Below are 20,351 nucleotides of genomic sequence, written 5' to 3' on the forward strand. Positions count from 1 at the left end.
CTCCTATTTGTAATAGTCACATAAAAGCTCAATGGATTTATTAAAATTTTCACTGGCTAAATCAGGCTTGCCAATCGATATATACAAGTTTCCTAAAGCTTTGTAAGCATCTGAAAGTTCTCTTTTAAGCCCCAGCTTTTTTAATATTTCCAATGATTTATTTAGTTCTGATGCAGATTGTTTAAAATCCTTGAGTTTTAAATGTATAGTGCCCAGCAAAGTGTACAACCTGCCAATCTCTTCTTCCGCATTCAGCTCTTTTAATATATTCATGGATGAATTTATGTGTTCAAGAGCTTTATCATAATTTTCTAAGTAAAATTCTATTCTGCCTAATTCAGTCAGATTACATGCCATACCTGTTTTATTGCCTAAATCCTTGTACATAGCGTAACTTTTAAGGAAATATCTTTTTGCTATATCGTATTTCTTAAGGTCTGTATAGACAAATCCCAATAAGTTATATTCGCTGGCAATGTCGCCTTTTATGTTTAATGCCTTACTTATTACTAAAGACTTTCTTATGTAATTTAGTGCATCATTGTATTCTTTTAATTTGTAACTTATAAGTCCGAGGCCATTGTTGCACTTTGCAATGTAGTCAACAGTGTTTGTCATTGTGGCATAGTTTAAACAGTTTAAGTAGTAATCCCTCGATTTTATGAGTTCTCCCAGCTTGTTGTAAAGATCGCCGATGCTATAAAGTATCTTGCATTTAACTTCATAATTTATTATACTGCTTTTTTCGAATTCGTCGATAGCTTTCAAATAAAAAATCAGCGAAGTATCAGGAATTTGTAATTTTTCATGACACAAACCTATGTTGTAGTATATTTCAACGAGGATTTCGTGTAAAGAATTTTGAGAAAAGTAATTTAAGCATTTGTTAAGTGAGTCCAAAGCTGATTTGTAATCTTCAGTTTTGATGTACGTTCGACCTAAATAAAAACTTATAATATTTAAAGTATATTCATCTACATTAAGCTCTAAAGCTTTTTGATAGTAAGATATAGCTTCAGTTAAATTTCCACTGTCAAGCGACTTTCTTCCTTCGATTACTGATTTCAATACTTTTTTGTAAGTATTTATCTCATCTATAAGTTCTGCTTTGTCTTTGTAATCGTCATCAAGAAAGTACACCAGCGGTTTGTTCAATTTCTTTGCAATAAAATCTAAAGCTTTTAATGAAGGATTTATTTTGCCCTTTTCTATCAAACTTATATAACCTTTTGAAAATTCATCACCTGAAATATCACCCTGTTTTAAAAGGAGTTTTTTTCTTTCATCTCTGATTTTCTTTCCTAACTTAACTACATCCATCAGAAATTGGCCTCCCTCCCCCTTTTTATTATAAAATATATTATAATTTAACTAGTTGAAATTTTCAATCGCTTTTATTTGTGCTATTAATATATTTTAAGCAAAGTGAAATTTTTGCTGATTTAACATTGTAGAAATTTGTTTTTTTGTGTGAATTCAATGGTATAATATTAATTAAATAGTCGGAGGTGTAAAAATGGGCAAATTAACCATAGTAGGGCTTGGACCTGGAGAGTTTGAACACATGACAATTGAAACTATTGAAAAGATGAAAAATGCAGACAAGTTGTATTTAAGGACGGAAAAGCATCCTGTTGTAAAATATTTAAAGGATATGGGATTGTCTTTTGAAACTTTCGATAAAATTTATGAAATGGGCTCGACATTTGAGGAAGTTTATGATAATATTACTCGGGAAATAATAGAAATTGCCGAAAAATGCGATAATGTAGTCTATGCTGTTCCAGGCAATCCTTTAGTTGCAGAAAAAACTGTTGAGTATCTGTTAAAGTTTTTAAATGACAGTGACGATATAAAGGTAGAAGTTGTTCCTGCCATGAGCTTTGTGGATGTTGTCGTAAATGAATTAAAAATAGATCCTATTTATGGATTGAAAATCATCGATGGACTGTCTCTTGATAGTATAAAACCTGACAAAAGGTGCAATAATTTAGTAACACAGGTTTACAATAAAAGAGTAGCTTCAGAAGTAAAGCTTAAGCTTATGGACATTTACGGCGACGAATTTCTGGTAACGGTTGTAAAAAGTGCAGGTGTAAAAGGTGAACAGCGAATCGAAACCATGCCTTTGTATGAAATTGACATGATAGATTGGATCGATTACCTTACATCTATATTTATACCGCCTGCCAAAGGCACTTTTAAATCAAGGTACGATATAGATGACTTGCTGGACATAATGGCAAAGCTCAGGGGTGAAAATGGATGTCCTTGGGATAAAGAGCAGGATCACAGCACATTAAAAAGATATTTGATTGAAGAATGCTATGAAGTAATCGATGCAATAGAGAACAATTCAGACGAAAGTTTATTGGAAGAGCTTGGAGACGTTTTGCTGCAAGTGGTTTTTCACTCTCAAATAGCTGATGAGAGAAAGGCATTCGACTTTCATGATGTATGTGATGCCGAGTGCAAAAAGATGATTTACAGGCATCCTCATGTGTTTGGAGTGGAGGAAATAGCTACTTCAGCAGATGTTCTAAAAAGGTGGGATGAAATAAAGAAAGATGAAAAAGGCTTTAAATCCCACACAAATGAGTTAAAAAGTGTTCCAAGGTCTATGCCAGCATTGATTAGGGGTTATAAAGTTCAAGAAAAAGCAGCTAAAGTAGGCTTTGACTGGGACAATGTAGACGACGCAATGGCAAAAGTCTATGAAGAATTAAATGAATTTAAGGAGGTGTATAAAGGGGAAGACGAAAATGATAAAATAGAAGAATTAGGTGATTTGATTTTTGCTGTCGTAAATGTTGCTAGATTTTTGAAAATTGACCCCGAAATTGCTGTCCATAAGACCATTGAAAAATTCATCCAAAGGTTTAATTACATAGAAGATGCAGCAGAGAAATCTGGACATAAATTGGAAGACATGACATTATCTGAGATGGATAGCCTTTGGAACGAGGCAAAAATGAATAAATTTAATAAAAAAGCACAAAAATAAGCTTAAACTAGCAGGATTTTTAAGATTTGTGAAGAATAAATAAGTGTAGTATAAATTACTAAGGAGGTATTATGGTGAATAAGGCAGATCTTGTTACTAAGATTGCAGAAAAAAGTGAGTTAACAAAAAAGGATGCAGAAAAGGCATTAAATGCATTTGTTGATGCAGTTCAAGAAGCGTTAAAACAAGGAGACAAAGTTCAATTAGTAGGTTTTGGAACATTCGAAGTAAGGGAAAGAGCAGAAAGAAAGGGTAGAAATCCACAGACAAAAGAGGAAATTACGATTCCTGCTTCAAAAGCACCAGTGTTTAAAGCAGGAAAGGCATTAAAAGATTTAGTAAATGCATAAGATCAGGTCGTATGACCTGATTGTTTTTTTGGAGGACGATGGACATGAGGCTTGATAAGTTTTTGAAAGTGTCCAGGCTTATAAAAAGAAGGACAGTGGCAAAAGAAGCTTGTGACAAGGGAATGGTATTTGTAAATGGAAAAGTTGCAAAAGCAGGCGATATTTTAAAAGTAGGAGATATTGTAGAGATTAATTTTGGGAGTAGAGTAATAAAAGCAGAAGTTTTAGATATAAAAGATCATGCCCTTAAAGATGATGCTGACAAAATGTACAGGTTACTATAAAAAAGAATTAAATACGACAATCCTTCCCATACTAAGAAAGGAATGAATTTTGAATGGGAGGGATTTTTTATGGTTAAAATGAAGTGGATTTTAGTTTTTCTTATATTTATGTTTGTTTCGACCTCATGTGGCACTCCAGCCAAAAAACCTATGCAGCCAACAAAGGAAAAAGCAATGCTTCCAAAAATACCCGATAAAATAAGTCGTGGATACAATAAAGAGCCTGTCTTGAAAGTCTACATTGCGCAGACAGGGAAAATAGAGACAATGCTTTTGGAACAATATGTCATGGGGACAGTCGCAGGTGAGATAAAAAATGATTGGCCACTTGAGGCTTTAAAGGCACAGGCAATATTGGCGAGAAGCTATGTTTTAAACTTTGTCAATAATGAAAAATCAAAATACACAGATGCTGATATATCTACTGATTTCGAAGAAGCGCAGGCGTGGAATCCATCAAATATCAATTCGAATATAAAAAAAGCAGTAAATGATACGAGGGGCTTAGTAGCCGTATACGATGGAAAATACATCGAAGCATGGTTTCATTCAGATGCTGCCGGTAGAACGGCATTGGCTAAAGAAGGGCTTAATTATAAAAAAAGTGAGCCACCGTATACAGAAAGTGTAAAATCAGATGATATTAAAGTAGCTCCTCCTAATATAAGAAATTGGTCATATACTTTTACAAAACAGGAAGTTTTAAGTGCATTAAACAAGATGGGTATAGAAATAAGCGATTTTAAAACAGTGAAGATAGGAGCAAAAGGAATATCTGGCAGGACGGTACTTCTGAACTTTGATAAAATACCTGTAAATGCGCCAGATTTCAGGATTGCCATTGGAAGTGAAAAGATGAAGTCTACAATGTTAGACAGCGTCAAATACGATGGAAATAATCTTACAATAAAGGGCAGGGGATTTGGGCACGGTGTCGGCATGTCTCAATGGGGTGCATATCAGATGGCTAAAAATGGAGCTAAAGCCAGTGACATAATAATGCATTATTTCAAAAATATAAATATTGTGAAACTCTGGGATTAAAGAGAGCCAAAAGCTCTCTTTTTTTGTTCTAAAAAATTGATGTGGACATAAAATTATTCTAAAAGAGGAGGTGTTATGATGGATGATAGAAAAGGGACAAACATCAATAAACCGCAAAATATCTCTGTGCAAAATAGGGAAAAGATGCAAATAACAGGCGTAGACAACGTTGTAAGTTTTGATGATGAAACTGTTGTGCTGGAAACATCAATGGGGATTCTCACGATTAAAGGTCAAGAACTTCACATAAATAAGCTGAATTTGGACGATGGAAATGTATCAATAGATGGAGAAGTTATAAGTATTGTTTACAGCGATAGAGGTGGATTAATGGGTAAATCTGGCGGTTTTTTAAGCAGGATGTTTAGGTGAATTTGAGAATTGATGTGTCCCTTTAAATCGTGTATTATAATAATAGATGATTTAAAGGGGATATGCTTTATGGATACTTATGTACTTGTAGACTTTGATGGAACAATAACAAAAGAAGATACGTGCTATGCGATGGTAAAGGCTTTTGCTAAAGACGGCTGGCAAGAGATAGAGAAAGATTGGGAAGAAGGGAAGATAACTACAGAAGAATGTGCATTAGAGACATTTAAGATTATGGACATGGATGAAGAAAAATTGAAATCATTGCTTTTGACGATGGAAATAGATTTATATTTTAAAGATTTCATGGAGTTTTGCAAAGATAGAGGCTATAAAGTTATAATAGCCAGCGATGGTTATGACTTCAACATAAGGACTGTCCTAGATAAATACAATATTGACATGGAGTATTTTAGCAATAAGCTTGATTTTCGAGACGGCAAAATTGTGGCGTCATTTAATACATCTGATGATTGCGATAAATGTGGTTCTTGCAAGTTGGATATCTTAAAAAAATATAAAAAGGAAAACACGCGGATTATCTATATTGGCGATGGTTACTCCGATATTTGCGTTTCAAAATATGCCGATTTGCTTTTTGCGAAAGGTGTGCTATTAAAATACTGTGAAGACAATGGCATTCCATCCATTCCATTTGAAGATTTTAAAGATATCATAGAATATTTAGAAAAAAGCGATAAACTATTTTAAGTTTATCGCTTTTGCTATTGGAGGTACAACTTGCTTTTTTCTTGATATGATGTATGGAAGGTAAAAATGGTTGTTGTCGATGTTTATGTTAAATGCTCTTTCCAACAGCTCTTTGTGATTGCCTGCAAACAAGAACAATGATCCTTCATTTATTATATCTGTTAGCATTAGCAAAAGCATATCAAAGTTTTTGTTTTTTCTTTCTTCCTCCATGAATTTAAGAAGATCATCTTTAAGATTTCCGATGCTCGACAATGTGTTGACTTGTCCTATGCCAACTCTTAAGTTGCCGATTAGAAATTCTTTAAAGTCGGTGTAAAATATCTCTTCAACTGTCTTGCCTTTTAAAGATGTGCCAGCTTCAAACATCTTTTTGCCAAAAGACTCTATGTCTATCCCAGCTATTTCAGCCAATTTTTTTGCTGCTCTTATATCTTCTGGTGTGCATGTTGGCGATTTGAATACAAGTGTGTCTGACAATATGGCCGCACACATGAGTCCTGCAATACGCTTATCTGGCGTTATACCTCTCTCTTCATAGATTTTATTGATTATTGTAGAAGAACAGCCTACGGGCTGATTTCTAAACAGTATAGGTTGATTTGTTTCAATGCCGCCAACTCGATGGTGGTCGATGATTTCAAGGATAGTAGCATCTTCTATCCCGTCAACGGCTTGAGATAATTCGTTGTGATCTACAAGTATTATTTTCTTTCTTTCATAGTCCAATATATGGCGTCTTGCCAATAACCCCAATACTTTTCCTTCATCATCAACCACAGGAAAATTTCTATATCTGTATTTTAACATCGTCTGTCTGACATCATCTATGTAATCACTGTCTTTAAATGTGACAATGTCATCTTTGATCATTATCAATGATACAGGCAAGCACTGATTTATAAGCTTTATGGTATCAAAAGTGTCACAAGGCACTACTATCAAGGTGGAGCCAAACTTTTTTGCTTCTTCTATGACTGCATTCGATGGGTCTTCTCCGCCGGTGATTATTATAGTCTTTGCGCCTTTTTTTATTGATTCTAATTGTATGTTTTCTCTGTTTCCTACGATTAATGTCATGCCGGATTCTATTCTACTTACTACACTTTGTGTTTGCATTGCGGCAACAATTATGTCACCTCTTACAAATTCCTCATTTTTTAAGATTAGCTTTCCGTTTAATGTCTTTATGATGTTTTCAACTGGAATAGTGTAATTTGAAAGCTCATGTGATGATGTCAGGTATGCCTTTGCAAGGTCGCCCATAGTAGCGATGCCTTTTAATTTATTTTCATCGTCTACTACAACAATTGTCTTGGAATTGTTGTTTAATAAAATATTCCAAGCTTCATACATTGGTGCTTTTTCACTTATAGTAAGTGGCTTATCATAAGCAATATCGCCAACCTGAGTATATACATTGTCTATCAATAGTGGTTCATTTACATTAAAATAGTCTAAAACAAATTGCGTTTCTCTGTTAATAGGACCAAGCCTTACTGGAACCGCATTTATTTTGTCGGCTATTCTCTTTAAATTAGCGTATGCAATTGCTGAACAAATGGAATCAGTATCTGGATTTTTATGTCCTGAAACAAATACAACACCCATATTCAATTTCTCCTTTGTTTAGATTTTCGAACTTTGCAAATAGTTTAAAACTGAAGATTATGTAATATTGTCATGAATATCGGTTGGCGCATTAAATGAATCATATCAAATTCCCACATAAATATAATATAATATGAGGAGGTATAATGTAAATGGTAATGAATGTTGAAAGTCAGCTTTATTCTTTTTTTGTCATGTTATATGGTGGCATAATAATCGCTATTTTATACGATGTATATAAATTGTTTAGACTTATATTAAGGCCAAAGCGAATAGCTACTGACATAGGTGATATCATCTATTGGATATTGGCAACGTTCGTATTTATATTTTTTTTATATGTGAGTAATTACGCTGAAATAAGGTTTTACTCATTCCTCGGCCTTTTGATTGGAATACTTTTGTACAACATATTTCTAAGTCCCATTGTGATGAAACTACTTCTATTTTTTTATAAGGTCATAAGAAATACAGTGATATGGGTATATAAGATTGCATCATATCCATTTGTTGCTATTTATAAAATTATATCAGTACCGGTAAGATATATTTCAAATGTACTGGGCATTCCTGGCAAGTTAATCAATAACACAATATCACATTTTAATATTTTTAAGAGAAAAAAATAAAGGATTTTTCTAATAAATGTCGAATATATTTATATCCGAATGAATAAAAATGTGTGAGAGGTATATTGGACATGAAACAAAGTAGAAAGATTAAGCTAAAACCGGTGCTTTTAATTCTTTTTGTCGTGTACATATTATTTACTCTTGTAAAGCAACAAATAACATTAAATGTGTTGGATAAAAAATTGAATGCAGCTACTACACAAGTAAATGCTGCTGAAGAGGAGAATAAAAAATTAAACAATCAGATAAAATATATAAAGACAGATGAATTTATCGAAAATGAAGCTAGGCAAAAATTAGGGCTTATCAAAAAAGGAGAGATTATGTTTATAGATACTGCTAAGGATGCACAAAATTCCTCGAATTAAGGCGAATTTTTTTAATATGCTTGATAGAAATGACTTTTTAATATATAATTAAACATATTAGTAATCAAATAAGAAGAGGGAGGATAAACATTTATATGCCATTTCAGGTAGGAGAGGTAGTTGAAGGAACTGTTCTAAATATCACAGATTTTGGAGCGTTTGTTCAATTACCAGAAGGCAAAACAGGGCTAGTCCACATATCAGAAGTTGCTAACACGTATGTAAAAGACATAAACGAATTTTTGAAAGAAAACGACAAGGTGAAGGTAAAGATTCTTTCTATGGATAAGGGCGGAAGAATAAGCCTATCAATAAAAAAGGCTTTGCCAAAACCAAAACAGGTAAAAAGCAACAAAGGCTACGACAGTGATAATTATAGCAATCGGAATAATAATATATCTTTTGAAGAGAGAATATCAAAATTTTTAAAGGATTCTGATGAAAGGCAGCAGCAGCTTAAAAAGAATTTTGATTCAAAAAGAAGAGGCGGTGGCTATAAAAGAAACGCTAGTTATTAAAACTTCGGGCAAGCCCGAAGATTTTTTATGGGAGGATTATTATGAGGTGTTCTGTTATCGATATAGGAACAAATTCTGTCCGCCATCTTGTGTGTGATGTAGATGGGAAAGAAATTAAACACATAAAGAAGGATGTTAAAGTAACGAGACTTGGTGATTCTGTATCGAAAAGTGGGAAATTGGCCAGTGATGCTATTGAGCGAACAGCAAGTGCAATACAAGCTTTTTTAGACGATGCTGAAAATCTCAAGGTACAAGATATATATGCTTTTGCTACATCTGCAGTGAGAGATGCTAAAAATGCTGACAGCTTTATAAATGAACTTTCAAAATTTGGCATAAACGTTGATATAATAGATGGTGAAACTGAAAGTCTTTATGGATATATTGGTGCCTCATACGGAATAAAAAGAGAAAGTGTATTGGTTTTGGATGTTGGTGGAGGGAGTACAGAATTTTCTTATCTTAACGGAAACCTTGTGAAAAAAAGCTTTGATATAGGTGCTTTAAGGCTTACAGAGAAATTTATAAAGAATGATCCTATTACGCTCGATGAGTACAATAATATAAGCCTCTATATAACAGACATGCTTATGCCATTTATAAGTGAAAATCAAGAAATACCTACAGATGTAGTTGGCATAGGTGGTACAATAACAACACTTGCTGCCATGTCACAGGGTTTAGAAATCTACTCGAGAGAATTAGTTCATGGATATGTGCTTAGTAAAAGCGAAATAAAAAGGTTGCTGGACTTAATGATGTCGTTGAGCTTGAACGAGAGAAGACTTTTGAATGGTTTGCAGCCTGAAAGAGCTGATATTATCGTTGCAGGCACAATAATAGTCTATACAATTTTAAAGCTTTTGAACTGTACTTCAATTACCGTAAGCGAGTGGGACAATTTAGAAGGCGCCTTAGTAGAAAAATATATAAAAAACGTGAATGATAAAGCAGACAATTAGATTTATGTCGATGTATGCGAATAATGTATTCATAACAATGTCAGAAAAGATGGATTGCAAGCTTTTAAAGAAATAACCGATGCTTTTTGTTGTATAAAAAGAAAAAACATAAAAGCTGAGATTACCTATTGCTCAGCTTTTGTCCTAATTCCAATATTTTATTGTCATGATATAACTTTTTAATCGTCATGTTGTTCACATCTATTTGTACTCTATCGATCTTTTCGCTTATTTCATCAATTTTTTCGTGCACAATTTGCCTATCATCAAATAAAGCGCTTATTTTATCAGTTATTTCATTATTAATCTTAGTGCCAAGTTTTTTTATCTCTTCTTTTGCATTAAACATTTCTGATTTTAAATTGGTGAATTCTTCTTTCACACTATACACTTCTGATCTTAAATCATACATTTCTACTTTTATACTATCTACATCTGACTTTAAATCAGTTATTGATTTATTTAAGTTCCCTATATTATTGCTAATTTTTTCTAACAAAAAAAGAATTTTTTCTTCCTCCATCAACAAAAACCTCTCTTTAGTCCAAAATTTTTCCCATAGATTCATTCTAATTTATAAATTTTATAAATTCAATAGTATTTAAGACTCATTTTAAAGATTTTTGTCATGTTGATTTAATGTATTTAATATGCTCATCTTATATTAAAAAATATATAAAAAAATCACCCACCTTTTTAGGCGAGTAATTATACTTATTCGTTTTGACTATATGTTTTTTTAAAATCATCAAAACCCTGATTTTATTGGTTTAGTAGCGGCGAGTGGAGTCGAACCACCGACACTGCGGGTATGAACCGCATGCTCTAGCCAACTGAGCTACGCCGCCATATTTGGTTGCGGGGGCAGGACTTGAACCTGCGACCTCCGGGTTATGAGCCCGACGAGCTGCCAACTGCTCCACCCCGCGATGTACTATTCAATTGGTGCCGGAGACCGGAATCGAACCGGTACGGGCTTTAAAGGCCCGCAGGATTTTAAGTCCTGTGCGTCTGCCAGTTCCGCCACTCCGGCAATCACATCAACCAGCGACATCATTAATTATATTACATAAAGGACTATTAGTCAATACCTTTATGCCATATTATTCGGTGTAGATTACAATAAAATTTTGACATATTTGATAATGAAAGTGGCCAATGGTAATCAATTGTTTTTTTATTCAATTTATAAAGAAGGAATTAGAGGAATTATGCAGAATATATTTATATAAAGTTGTTGCATAAGGTAGTAATTTGTCGTCTACATTGGATAGTACAAAAAACACAGGATATCGACGACGTTTTAGGGATTTAACTTTTAAGTTTTATCAGGAGGGAGGGGTATGTGTGAAATTATAAAAAATGATGGCTTGTCATTGGTTTAATTTTTATAAAAAAGGTGGTTTTACAAAAGATGTGAACGAATGTTTTTAGATTACCTATAAGGGATCGAAGAATGTTAACTAAATTTGACAAAAGTCGTTAATTCTATATAATTTATTATAGCGCTTTATGAGAAGTTAAAAAATTAACGAATTAAGGAGGACTAAAATTGATAACCATATCTAAAGATGAGATGCTTGACTTTTTTCATAAATTAACAACTTTTTTACCATTACTTTTTGAGGATAGTGTATCTTTTGCCATTGTAGATAATGAAAAATATTTAGAGATAAAAAATTGTGATGAACTTCCTATTAATGCAAAAGTAGGTGATGCAATTCCAGAAGGTGGTGCAGCTTTTGAAGCCCTTAGAACTGGAAACTACATCATAAAAGATGTACCAAAAGAAGTATATGGAGTACCGTTTAAATCATATGCTATCCCTATAAAAGATTATGATAATTCTGTAATTGGGGTTTTACTTATGGGGAAAAGTTTAGAAAAAAGACATAAAGTATTGTCACTATCCGAAAATCTGGCAGCATCACTTGAGCAAATATCTTCAGCTATCCAAGAGGTTTCCTCTGGAGTCGAAATTGTAGTTAATTCAAATACTAAGATATTAGAAGAAGTAAATAAAGCTATTGAAAATACAAAGGGCACTGATGATATTTTAAAATTTGTTCAAAATATTTCTAAACAAACAAATTTATTGGGATTAAACGCAGCCATTGAGGCCGCAAGAGCTGGTGAAAAAGGCAAAGGCTTTAGTGTGGTTGCTGAAGAAATACGAAAGTTATCTAATACCAGCAGTGAATCTATAAGTAAAATAGACTCAGTATTAGAGAAAATACAGGAATCTATAAAAAGTATTTCTGACAAAATAAATGAATCAAGCTCATTTTTTGAGACACAAGCTACCGCATTTGAAGAAATTAGTTCTTCCATAGAGGAATTAAGCGCTACTTCTCAACTTTTAGAAGAATTAGCAAGGAATTTATAGGACTATAAAAGCAGTACGGATTTTCGATTTGCTCAAATCGAAAATCCGTATTTATAAAGCACCTCTGTATATATTTGCAGAAGTGCTTTATTTTTATAGAGGCAATAATTTGCTTCTATATAGTTTAATTTCAAACAAATATTTCATGAATTTCAATCCATATTTTTATGATTTGCATATTTTAAAGACACATTTTTGTTACAAAATTTACATATTTTTAATATATTTGCAAATGGAATTTTGATATGGTATAATTTAATTAATTTAATAATATGCTATAACGCTGAATTCGTATGAAGCGGGGAAACCAATTTTGGGGTGAATCCATTTGTATGGAGGGGTTATCTTTCGATCCTAACCCGTCAGCTAACCTCGTAAGCGTTGAAAGAGGAGGAAATAGCATGAATATATTCGGTACAACTACCTTCTATTAGTTGCCGGGTTTCAGCTATAGATTTTCTCTATGGCTTTTTTAATACCCTAAAATAGAAGGAGGTTTTTAAATGAGATTACCTATTTTTTCTGTCATTGGTGCTGGCAACGGCGGTCAGGCGATGGCGGCACATCTTTCGTTGATGGGTTTTATAGTCAATTTGTACAACAGATCTCGTGAGAAATTAGTTCCTATTTTAAATAATGGTGGTATTCATCTTGAAGGCGTTGTAGATGGATTTGCAAAGCTTAATATGGTCACTGACGATATGGAAGACGCTATAAAAGATGCAGACATAATCATGGTGACTGTTCCTGCGTCTGGACACAGTGACATAGCTTATGAAATGTTACCACACTTAAGAAATGATCAGATAATAGTTTTGAATCCGGGAAGAACTTTTGGCGCTATAGAGTTTTATAACATTGTTAAAATTAGAGACGATATAAATGTGGTAGTAGCAGAGACTGATACGTTTATATATGCTTGCAGATCGAATAATGGCGTTTCAAAGATTTTCAGGATAAAAGATGTGGTCTCACTGGCATCTATACCGGCTTGGAAGGCTGATTATGTTGTTGATTTGTTGAGATTAGCTTATTCGCAGATAGTACCTGCTGAAAATGTTTTAGAGACTAGTTTAAATAATATAGGTTCTATCTTTCATCCAGCGCCTACACTTTTGAACTCTGCAAGAATAGAGACTACAGAAGGTGATTTTCAATATTATTTGGAAGGCATATCACCGTCGGTGGCTAAAATATTGGAGAGAATGGACAGGGAGAGAATAGCAGTTGCCCACGCTTTAGGTGTCAATGCTGTTACAGCGCTTGATTGGCTTAAAGATGCATACGGCGTTATTGCAGACAATCTGTATGATGCGATTCAAAAGACAGATGCTTATAGAGGCTTGCTTGCACCAAAAAATCTTGATTGCAGGTACATTTTTGAAGATGTGCCAATGAGTTTGGTGCCTATTTCATCGATTGGCAAACAATTAGGCATTCCTACTTATACTATAGATTCTATAATTCATTTGGCATCATGCATGCATGAAGTGAACTATTGGAAAATCGGGCGCACAGCAGGAAAATTAGGATTGGAAGGAAAAAGCGCAGCGGAGATAAAGGTAATGATAGAGGGGTTAAAGGAGGAGATCACTGTCGCATGAAAAAATATATTATTGCAGCTTCTATAGAAAATGATGTCCATGTTGCGGGAGCATATAGATTTTTGAAGATTGCAGAGCAGGAAGGGTATAAAGTGGATTTTTTAGGTCCTGCTACATCTATTGATAAGTTGGTAGATACAGTGCGTTTAAAGAAACCTGATATAGTAGGTGTAAGTTATAGACTGACTCCAGAAACACTGAAAACCATATTGAATGAGCTTAAAGATAAAATACGAAAATATGGTTTGAGCAATATTAGATGGATATTTGGAGGCACAGAGCCCAATTGCTTAGTTGCAAAAGAGTCAGGAATATTTGAGGAAATTTTTGATGGAACTTTTGGCGATGAGTACACAATTTCATACCTAAGAGGAAAGAAAGCTTCATATAGTGAAAAAGAATATGGTAGAGATGTGATTGAAAGGATTGAGAAAAGCTATCCGTATCCTATAATAAGGCATCACTTTGGATTGCCTTCGTATGATGATACACTTGAAGGTGTAAGGAGGATTGCGGAAGAAAAAATTCTCGATGTGATATCAATAGCGCCTGACCAAAATACACAAGAGCATTTTTTTGACAAAAAATATAAAGCATCACTTGATGGGGCAGGTGGCGTGCCTATAAGGACTGAAGAAGAATTCAAAAAACTTTACGATGAGTCAAGGCGTGGAAATTATCCGCTGCTTAGATGTTACAGTGGGACGAATGATGTCTTTAAAATGGCTCAAATGCTTAAAAACACAATAAACAATGCATGGGCAGCTATACCCCTTTGCTGGTACAATGTACTAGATGGCAGGGGGCCAAGAGAAGTAGAAGAATCCATTAGAGAGAACCAGATGCTGATGAAGTGGCATGCTGACAGAAATATACCTGTTGAGGTAAATGAAGCACACCATTGGGGGCTTAGAGATGCACATGATGCCATATATGTGGCGGCAAGCTACATTGCAGCATACAATGCAAAGAAGATGGGTGTAAAAAACTATATAGCTCAGTTTATGTTCAATGTGCCGCCAGCTACATCGCCCAAAATGGATCTTGCAAAAATGCTGGCATCTATAGAGCTTGTGGAGAGTTTGCAGGATGATAACTTTAGAGTATATAGACAGGCAAGGGCAGGGCTTGCAAGTATGCCGCAGGATCTTTTTGAAGCAAAAGGGCAGCTTGCTTCAAGTGCATATCTTTCAATGGCTATAAAACCTCACATATATCATGTTGTAGGTTTTTGTGAAGCACATCATGCAGCAACGCCAGATGATATAATAGAAAGTGTGAAAATCACAAAAGCCGTGATAAACAACACTTTGCGTGGTATGGCGGATTTCACTAAAGATCTTGATATTTTAAAGAGGAAAGAGGAACTAATAAATGATGCGATGGTAATAATCAATGCCATAAATGATCTTAATACACTATGCAGTGATCCGCTGTCAGATCCACATACACTATCGTTGGCGATAAAATTGGGCATTTTAGACGCACCGCATTTAAAAGGAAATAAAAGCGCAAGTGGTTTGCTGACTACAAAGGTTATAAATGGTGCATGCTATGCCTATGACTATGAAAACAATAGGATTATTAAAGAAGAAGAAAGAATATATAACATAATTCAAAATTACCAAAAACTCATAATCGTAGCTTAAAAAATAGTTATTATCGGGTGTATACACAAAATATACATCCGATTTTTTATGTTTTCTATATAAATTTTTTTTGTGAAAAACATATTATAAGGAGAGGCAAATACAATAGGAGGTGATGAATAATTGTTAATAGTTGTAGATCCTGGCCATGGTGGTTCTGACAGTGGCGCTATAGGATATGGCTATTTTGAAAAAGATATAAACTTAAGCGTATCTCTTAAATTGAGGAACGTCTTAGAAGCAAACAATGTAGATGTAATTTTGACAAGAGATAAAGATGTAACATTGGGGCTTAGCGAAAGGTGCGATATTGCCAATAAAAACAATGCAGATTACTTTGTTTCAATTCACTGTAACAGCTTTAAAGATTCTTCTGCGAAGGGGACAGAAACTTATTCATATCCTGGAAGCACTTCTGGAGCAAAATTGGCAAAAAGCGTGCAGCAAGCTATTGTGACAAATTTAAAAACAGCAGATAGAGGTGTAAAAACAGCTAACTTCTATGTATTACATTATACAAATATGCCATCAATATTAGTTGAATTAGGATTTATAACAAATAAGGATGATTTAGAGCTTCTTTTGAATAAACAAAATCTATATGCTGCATCTATTTCAAATGGAATATTAAATACTATAGGTTTAAAGCAGACAAATGATTCCAATGATATAGAAAAACTTCATCAAATGGGCATAATCTCTGATTATTACGATCCTGAAAGTTATGTAAAGTGGAAAGATATTGCAGGTGCATTATTAAAAATTATAGGGGGTTAAAGGAAATGAAAGACCTAATCATGACTATATTGACAGCAGGGCTGCAATTGGTGATACTTGCTACATTAGGCTATGTCATAAATTATTTGTATTCAAAGATAGGCACTGAAAAGACAAAAAGGTATTTCGATATAGCGAAAATGATTGTAAGAGGAGTAGAGCAGGAATTTGGTGCGGGAAATGGTGCTGATAAAAAAGCAGAAGCGGTAAACCTAATAAAGAAAATAGTGGGAAACAAGCTGACGGATGAAGAAATAGACAAATTAATTGAAGCTGCTGTGTTTGAGATGAACTACGTATTAAATCTAAAGGGGCTTAGCACCACAAGCAAAAAAGTTTAAAAAAAGAAGAAATGACTGTTGGAAGGCTACATAAAATAGCTTGCAACAGTCATTTTTTACGCTTGTGTGATGACACTGTCATCTTTTACTTTCGATTTTTCGCCTTCTGGTTTTGTAAGTTTAATTTTAGGGAGAACTAAATTTAGGATTATGCCTGCTAATGTTGCAGGACCGACGCCTTCAAACACGAAATTTCCTGATCCTATTTTGATGCCGCCAACACCGAGAGTTAAGATTACTGATGCTATTATCAAATTTCGACTGTCAGAAAAATCAACCTTATTTTCTACTAATGTTCTGATACCTGCGGCTGCAATCATTCCAAATAGGATTATGGTGACACCACCCATTACTGCTTGTGGTATAACCTGTATAAGTGCTCCTATCTTTTGAATAAAGCTTAAAAGTATCGCTATGACAGCGGCACCTTCTATGACTCTTGAGCTGTATACTTTTGTCATGGCTAAAACACCTATATTTTCACCATACGTCGTGCTTGGTGGACCACCAAACAGTGCGGCTATTGACGTTGCTAGGCCGTTTCCCAGCATCACTCTATGAAAACCTGGATCTTTTATTAAATCTTTATCGACTATATTTCCTATTACAAGAACGTGACCTAAATCTTCGATTATTGCAACTAATGCTAAAGGTGCAATCAATGTCACAGCACCCCATGCAAGCACAGGTGAATGACCAATAAGGAATGAAAATTTCGGTATAGCAATCCACGATGCTTTAGCGACGGGAGAAAAATCTACAAGACCTCTGAATATGGCGAAGATATAACCTCCGATAGTGCCTAATAGAATTGGTATAACTTTCATGAATCCTTTTCCAAACATGCTGAATATTATTACGAGAGCGGCTGTAACTAAAGCCGTAGGCAAATCTTTTTGTGCTTCTTGTATCGCTGTAGGTGCTAAGCTTAAGCCAATGATCATTACGACAGGACCCACTACTACAGATGGAAGAATCTTTTCAATCCAGTCTATGCCGGTTAAGCTTATTAGTATGAAAACTGCCACGTACACAAGTCCCGCGGCTATCATACCTGTGAAAGCTCCTCTTACGCCGTAAGCTTTGGTTGCTGCGATTATAGGAGCGATAAATGCAAATGATGAACCTAAGTATGCAGGTACTTTTCCTTTTGTCATTAGGTGAAATATTAATGTGCCAAGTCCTGATGTAAACAATGTTACGGCAGGGTCTAATCCTGTCAAAAGCGGTACAAGTATTGTTGCACCAAACATTGCAAATACATGCTGAAAGGACAGCGGAACAGCTTCGTTGATAGGCGGTACATCTTGTATACCGTAAAATTTGTTCTTCATGACGATTCCTCCTTTAATTTTTGGCATAAAAAAACCCTCTCAAGGAGGATAAACATATAGATATGCAGAAATATCGTTCCTCCTTTTTAGCCTCACTGGACTAATTTTAAAGGGTCTTATTAAACTACACAAATTATAACATATAAAAATAAGATTGTCTACATGATATTTTAAAGATAATTGATATTGCAATTTGTGCTGTTAAAACAAAAGCGTATTAAATGCCAAGGCTTACAAAAATCTTTTTTATTGAAATGGTTTGCAAAAAGTTTTATAATAAAAGTGTAGAGATTTCTTTTGGGATGTGGATATTTAATGATAGTTAAATTAAAAAATAGAAAGTTACTATATTTATTTTTTTTAAATATCCAATTAGATATTTGGAGGAGAATAACATGGTTAAAAATCAGTGGTATGCAGTTTTAGACTCTAAAGAGCTAAAGAAAAATAAACCTATAGGTGTAACAAGATTTTCTCAAAAATTAGTGTTTTGGAGAGATGAGTTAGATAATATAAGTTGCATTTTTGATAAGTGTTGTCATAGAGGAGCTAGTTTAGCTCTTGGGAAAGTTGCAAATAATCATATACAATGTCCTTTCCATGGTTTTAAATATGACTCATCTGGAAAAGTTACTAGTATACCTGCAAATGGGAAAGACAGGCCAGTACTTAGTAATTTTAAAGTGAATTCTTATATAGCTAAAGAAGCCTATGGTTTTATATGGGTTTGGTATGGTGAGCCAAGAGAAAATTTGCCTAAAATAAAATTTTTTGAGGAATTAAAAGAAGGTTTTTCTTATGGTGGTTTTTCAGAAATTTGGAGAGTCCATTATACAAGGGCTATAGAAAATCAATTAGATGTAGTTCATTTACCTTTTGTTCACAATACAACTATTGGCAGAGGTAATAAAACTCTTGTCAATGGTCCTGTGGTAAAGTGGAATGAGGATTTAATGACATTTTATGTTAAAAATGAAGAGGATAATGGACAAACACCTCAAAAGCCCAATGAAATAGAAAACTATGAAAAACTTTTTAGTTTGCAGCTTCAAATGCCTAATCTGTGGCAAAATATAATATCTGATAAGGTTAGAATTGTAGCAGCTTTTGCACCGATAGATGAAGAAAATACTAAAATATATTTAAGATTTTATCAGAGTTTTATGAAACTGCCGGTTTTGAAACAAATTATAAACAATCTTAGTAGTATACCTAATAAAATTATTTTACATCAAGATAGAAGAGTTGTTTTAACCCAGCTACCAAAAAAAAGTGAACTTAAAATGGATGAGAATTTAATCCCTGGTGATTTGCCAATAATTGAGTTTAGAAGAAAAAGAGAAGAACTAAAAAAACAAGAAATAGAAAAAGAATCATAACGAAGGCTTGAAAGAAGTCTCCCATCCTTTATAAGTGGGAGATGAAACCTTATTTATATTTATTAATGAATCAAACTTTATAAATTTGAAATATTCAAGACTTGAAAGCGCATCAAAAATATACGAAGTTATGAATGATATTTCATCTAAGTTTGTTGATACCAAATAATGGATAAAGAGGCTTAATCAAGCCTCTTTCTGAATCTTAGTACAGCGATTAAAAGCAACGCAAATCCCATTGATGTCATAATTATGATTTGGTTTAATAATATGTTTGCGCTTACTCCTTTTATTATTATTCCCCTCAATATGTCCAGGAAATATGTGAGTGGAATGACGTCACTTATTGCTCTTATGACAGAAGGCATTTGTTCTCTTGAAAATATGAAACCTGATAAAATTATTGTGGGCAACAGCAACATAAAAGCTCCTTGCATTGCATGTGTCTGAGTCTTTGCTGCTGTCGATATAAGCATACCTATAGCGAGAGCACAAATTATGAAGTCAAAACCTAAAAGGAGCAGTAAAATAATGCTGCCATTTACAGGTATGCGGAACCAATAAATGCTTAAGGCAAAAACCATCATAAAATCTGTATATCCTATTTTTACCATCAGATTAGACAAATCGTAAGTTGCTTGAGATTGTTCTACCTTGAGATTTGCAATGTCTGTTTGTTCCTTAGGTCCGTTTTTGATTTGATCATAATTTAGTTTTGCCATATCAAGAGCTGCTTTTGCTTCTTTTGCTTGCTATTCATATTGGTTGACATCAAGCAAAGCTATCTTGTCTCCCTTTTTAACTTGTTCACCTGTACTAACGTATAAATCTAAGATACGTTCAGAAATTTCTGATTGAACGTTTACTGCTGTTATTTCAATTGTCCCAGAATATTTATTTTCATTTAAAGCTATATTCGACAAAGTGTATGTGGCTATAAAAGCAAACCAGAGTAATGTGTATGATAATCATTTTTTATGAAATACTAATTTTAGCAAAATTTAATATTATTTTATTTGAAC

At 33.9% G+C, this 20,351-nt stretch carries 22 protein-coding genes, 3 tRNA genes and 1 riboswitch; of the genes, 16 read left to right on the forward strand and 9 right to left on the reverse strand.

What is annotated here, in order from left to right; translation table 11 throughout:
- Window positions 1–3: 3 nt before the first annotated feature.
- A complete protein-coding gene (locus tag HNR52_RS01505) occupies window positions 4–1,320 on the reverse strand; it encodes a tetratricopeptide repeat protein (protein ID WP_013787038.1) in 1,317 nt (438 codons plus the stop codon).
- Between the two features lie 196 nt (window positions 1,321–1,516).
- Here HNR52_RS01505 and yabN point away from each other — a divergent pair, with 196 nt between their 5' ends.
- The 6 genes from yabN to HNR52_RS01535 all read left to right on the forward strand — a co-directional run bounded on the left by yabN (window position 1,517) and on the right by HNR52_RS01535 (window position 5,765).
- Complete coding sequence (gene yabN, locus HNR52_RS01510; protein WP_435619489.1) at window positions 1,517–3,004, forward strand: bifunctional methyltransferase/pyrophosphohydrolase YabN; 1,488 nt, start codon at window positions 1,517–1,519, stop codon at window positions 3,002–3,004.
- Window positions 3,005–3,078: 74 nt separating this feature from the next.
- On the forward strand, window positions 3,079–3,354 hold the full coding sequence (locus tag HNR52_RS01515) for an HU family DNA-binding protein (protein WP_013296814.1): 276 nt from the start codon (window positions 3,079–3,081) through the stop codon (window positions 3,352–3,354).
- 44 nt (window positions 3,355–3,398) lie between these two features.
- Entirely contained in the window at window positions 3,399–3,638 is a 240-nt protein-coding gene (locus HNR52_RS01520) for an RNA-binding S4 domain-containing protein (RefSeq protein WP_013787041.1), read from the forward strand.
- Between the two features lie 69 nt (window positions 3,639–3,707).
- Entirely contained in the window at window positions 3,708–4,682 is a 975-nt protein-coding gene (locus tag HNR52_RS01525) for a SpoIID/LytB domain-containing protein (RefSeq protein WP_435619490.1), read from the forward strand.
- A 78-nt stretch (window positions 4,683–4,760) separates the two neighbouring features.
- On the forward strand, window positions 4,761–5,054 hold the full coding sequence (gene yabP / locus HNR52_RS01530; RefSeq protein WP_435619491.1) for a sporulation protein YabP: 294 nt from the start codon (window positions 4,761–4,763) through the stop codon (window positions 5,052–5,054).
- Window positions 5,055–5,123: 69 nt separating this feature from the next.
- Entirely contained in the window at window positions 5,124–5,765 is a 642-nt protein-coding gene (locus HNR52_RS01535) for an MtnX-like HAD-IB family phosphatase (RefSeq protein WP_013787044.1), read from the forward strand.
- Here the strand turns inward: HNR52_RS01535 and HNR52_RS01540 are convergent.
- Window positions 5,757–7,376 (reverse strand): putative manganese-dependent inorganic diphosphatase, encoded by a 1,620-nt coding sequence (locus HNR52_RS01540; protein ID WP_435619492.1) that lies wholly within the window; start codon window positions 7,374–7,376, stop codon window positions 5,757–5,759. The two genes, HNR52_RS01535 and HNR52_RS01540, sit on opposite strands and share 9 nt — an antisense overlap.
- A gap of 152 nt (window positions 7,377–7,528) precedes the next feature.
- Here HNR52_RS01540 and yabQ point away from each other — a divergent pair, with 152 nt between their 5' ends.
- From yabQ to HNR52_RS01560, 4 genes are all read left to right on the forward strand, one after another.
- A complete protein-coding gene (gene yabQ, locus HNR52_RS01545) occupies window positions 7,529–8,005 on the forward strand; it encodes a spore cortex biosynthesis protein YabQ (RefSeq protein WP_435619493.1) in 477 nt (158 codons plus the stop codon).
- A gap of 71 nt (window positions 8,006–8,076) precedes the next feature.
- Window positions 8,077–8,376: an FtsB family cell division protein gene (locus HNR52_RS01550; RefSeq protein ID WP_013787047.1), complete on the forward strand. Its 300-nt coding sequence runs from the start codon at window positions 8,077–8,079 to the stop codon at window positions 8,374–8,376.
- Between the two features lie 95 nt (window positions 8,377–8,471).
- Window positions 8,472–8,894, forward strand: a complete 423-nt coding sequence (locus tag HNR52_RS01555) for a S1 domain-containing RNA-binding protein (RefSeq protein WP_013787048.1) — start codon at window positions 8,472–8,474, stop codon at window positions 8,892–8,894.
- 41 nt (window positions 8,895–8,935) lie between these two features.
- Window positions 8,936–9,859, forward strand: a complete 924-nt coding sequence (locus HNR52_RS01560; protein WP_435619494.1) for a Ppx/GppA phosphatase family protein — start codon at window positions 8,936–8,938, stop codon at window positions 9,857–9,859.
- A 121-nt stretch (window positions 9,860–9,980) separates the two neighbouring features.
- Here the strand turns inward: HNR52_RS01560 and HNR52_RS01565 are convergent, their stop codons facing one another.
- From HNR52_RS01565 to HNR52_RS01580, 4 genes are all read right to left on the reverse strand, one after another.
- Window positions 9,981–10,382: a hypothetical protein gene (locus HNR52_RS01565; RefSeq protein WP_435619495.1), complete on the reverse strand. Its 402-nt coding sequence runs from the start codon at window positions 10,380–10,382 to the stop codon at window positions 9,981–9,983.
- A gap of 251 nt (window positions 10,383–10,633) precedes the next feature.
- Window positions 10,634–10,707: transfer RNA gene (locus tag HNR52_RS01570), tRNA-Met, on the reverse strand.
- Between the two features lie 5 nt (window positions 10,708–10,712).
- Window positions 10,713–10,788: transfer RNA gene (locus HNR52_RS01575), tRNA-Met, on the reverse strand.
- Window positions 10,789–10,802: 14 nt separating this feature from the next.
- Window positions 10,803–10,892, reverse strand: a tRNA-Leu gene (locus HNR52_RS01580).
- Between the two features lie 834 nt (window positions 10,893–11,726).
- On the opposite strand from HNR52_RS01580, the gene HNR52_RS01585 reads away from it, so the two are divergent.
- From HNR52_RS01585 to HNR52_RS01605, 5 genes are all read left to right on the forward strand, one after another.
- Window positions 11,727–12,245 carry a methyl-accepting chemotaxis protein gene (locus HNR52_RS01585; RefSeq protein ID WP_435619543.1) on the forward strand — a complete coding sequence of 173 codons (519 nt, stop codon included), beginning with the start codon at window positions 11,727–11,729 and terminating at the stop codon, window positions 12,243–12,245.
- A gap of 271 nt (window positions 12,246–12,516) precedes the next feature.
- Window positions 12,517–12,640, forward strand: a riboswitch (cyclic di-AMP (ydaO/yuaA leader).
- Between the two features lie 108 nt (window positions 12,641–12,748).
- A complete protein-coding gene (locus HNR52_RS01590; protein ID WP_435619496.1) occupies window positions 12,749–13,849 on the forward strand; it encodes an NAD/NADP octopine/nopaline dehydrogenase family protein in 1,101 nt (366 codons plus the stop codon).
- On the forward strand, window positions 13,846–15,498 hold the full coding sequence (locus tag HNR52_RS01595) for a cobalamin B12-binding domain-containing protein (RefSeq protein ID WP_435619497.1): 1,653 nt from the start codon (window positions 13,846–13,848) through the stop codon (window positions 15,496–15,498). Before HNR52_RS01590 ends, HNR52_RS01595 begins: the two co-directional genes overlap by 4 nt.
- A gap of 123 nt (window positions 15,499–15,621) precedes the next feature.
- Window positions 15,622–16,275: an N-acetylmuramoyl-L-alanine amidase family protein gene (locus tag HNR52_RS01600; protein WP_013787053.1), complete on the forward strand. Its 654-nt coding sequence runs from the start codon at window positions 15,622–15,624 to the stop codon at window positions 16,273–16,275.
- Window positions 16,276–16,280: 5 nt separating this feature from the next.
- The gene (locus HNR52_RS01605) at window positions 16,281–16,616 is read left to right on the forward strand and encodes a phage holin (protein ID WP_435619498.1); all 336 of its coding nucleotides are present in this window, start codon (window positions 16,281–16,283) and stop codon (window positions 16,614–16,616) included.
- A 56-nt stretch (window positions 16,617–16,672) separates the two neighbouring features.
- On the opposite strand, the gene HNR52_RS01610 is transcribed toward HNR52_RS01605, so the two are convergent.
- A complete protein-coding gene (locus HNR52_RS01610) occupies window positions 16,673–17,950 on the reverse strand; it encodes a solute carrier family 23 protein (RefSeq protein WP_435619499.1) in 1,278 nt (425 codons plus the stop codon).
- A gap of 395 nt (window positions 17,951–18,345) precedes the next feature.
- On the opposite strand from HNR52_RS01610, the gene HNR52_RS01615 reads away from it, so the two are divergent.
- Window positions 18,346–19,329 (forward strand): Rieske 2Fe-2S domain-containing protein, encoded by a 984-nt coding sequence (locus HNR52_RS01615; protein WP_435619500.1) that lies wholly within the window; start codon window positions 18,346–18,348, stop codon window positions 19,327–19,329.
- Between the two features lie 182 nt (window positions 19,330–19,511).
- Here the strand turns inward: HNR52_RS01615 and HNR52_RS01620 are convergent, their stop codons facing one another.
- On the reverse strand, window positions 19,512–20,051 hold the full coding sequence (locus HNR52_RS01620; protein ID WP_435619501.1) for an ABC transporter permease: 540 nt from the start codon (window positions 20,049–20,051) through the stop codon (window positions 19,512–19,514).
- A 30-nt stretch (window positions 20,052–20,081) separates the two neighbouring features.
- Complete coding sequence (locus HNR52_RS01625; protein ID WP_435619502.1) at window positions 20,082–20,252, reverse strand: biotin/lipoyl-binding protein; 171 nt, start codon at window positions 20,250–20,252, stop codon at window positions 20,082–20,084.
- Window positions 20,253–20,351: the final 99 nt, after the last annotated feature.

Source organism: Thermoanaerobacterium thermosulfurigenes, assembly GCF_051201035.1.
In the GTDB taxonomy this organism is placed as follows: Bacteria; Bacillota; Thermoanaerobacteria; order Thermoanaerobacterales; family Thermoanaerobacteraceae; genus Thermoanaerobacterium; species Thermoanaerobacterium thermosulfurigenes.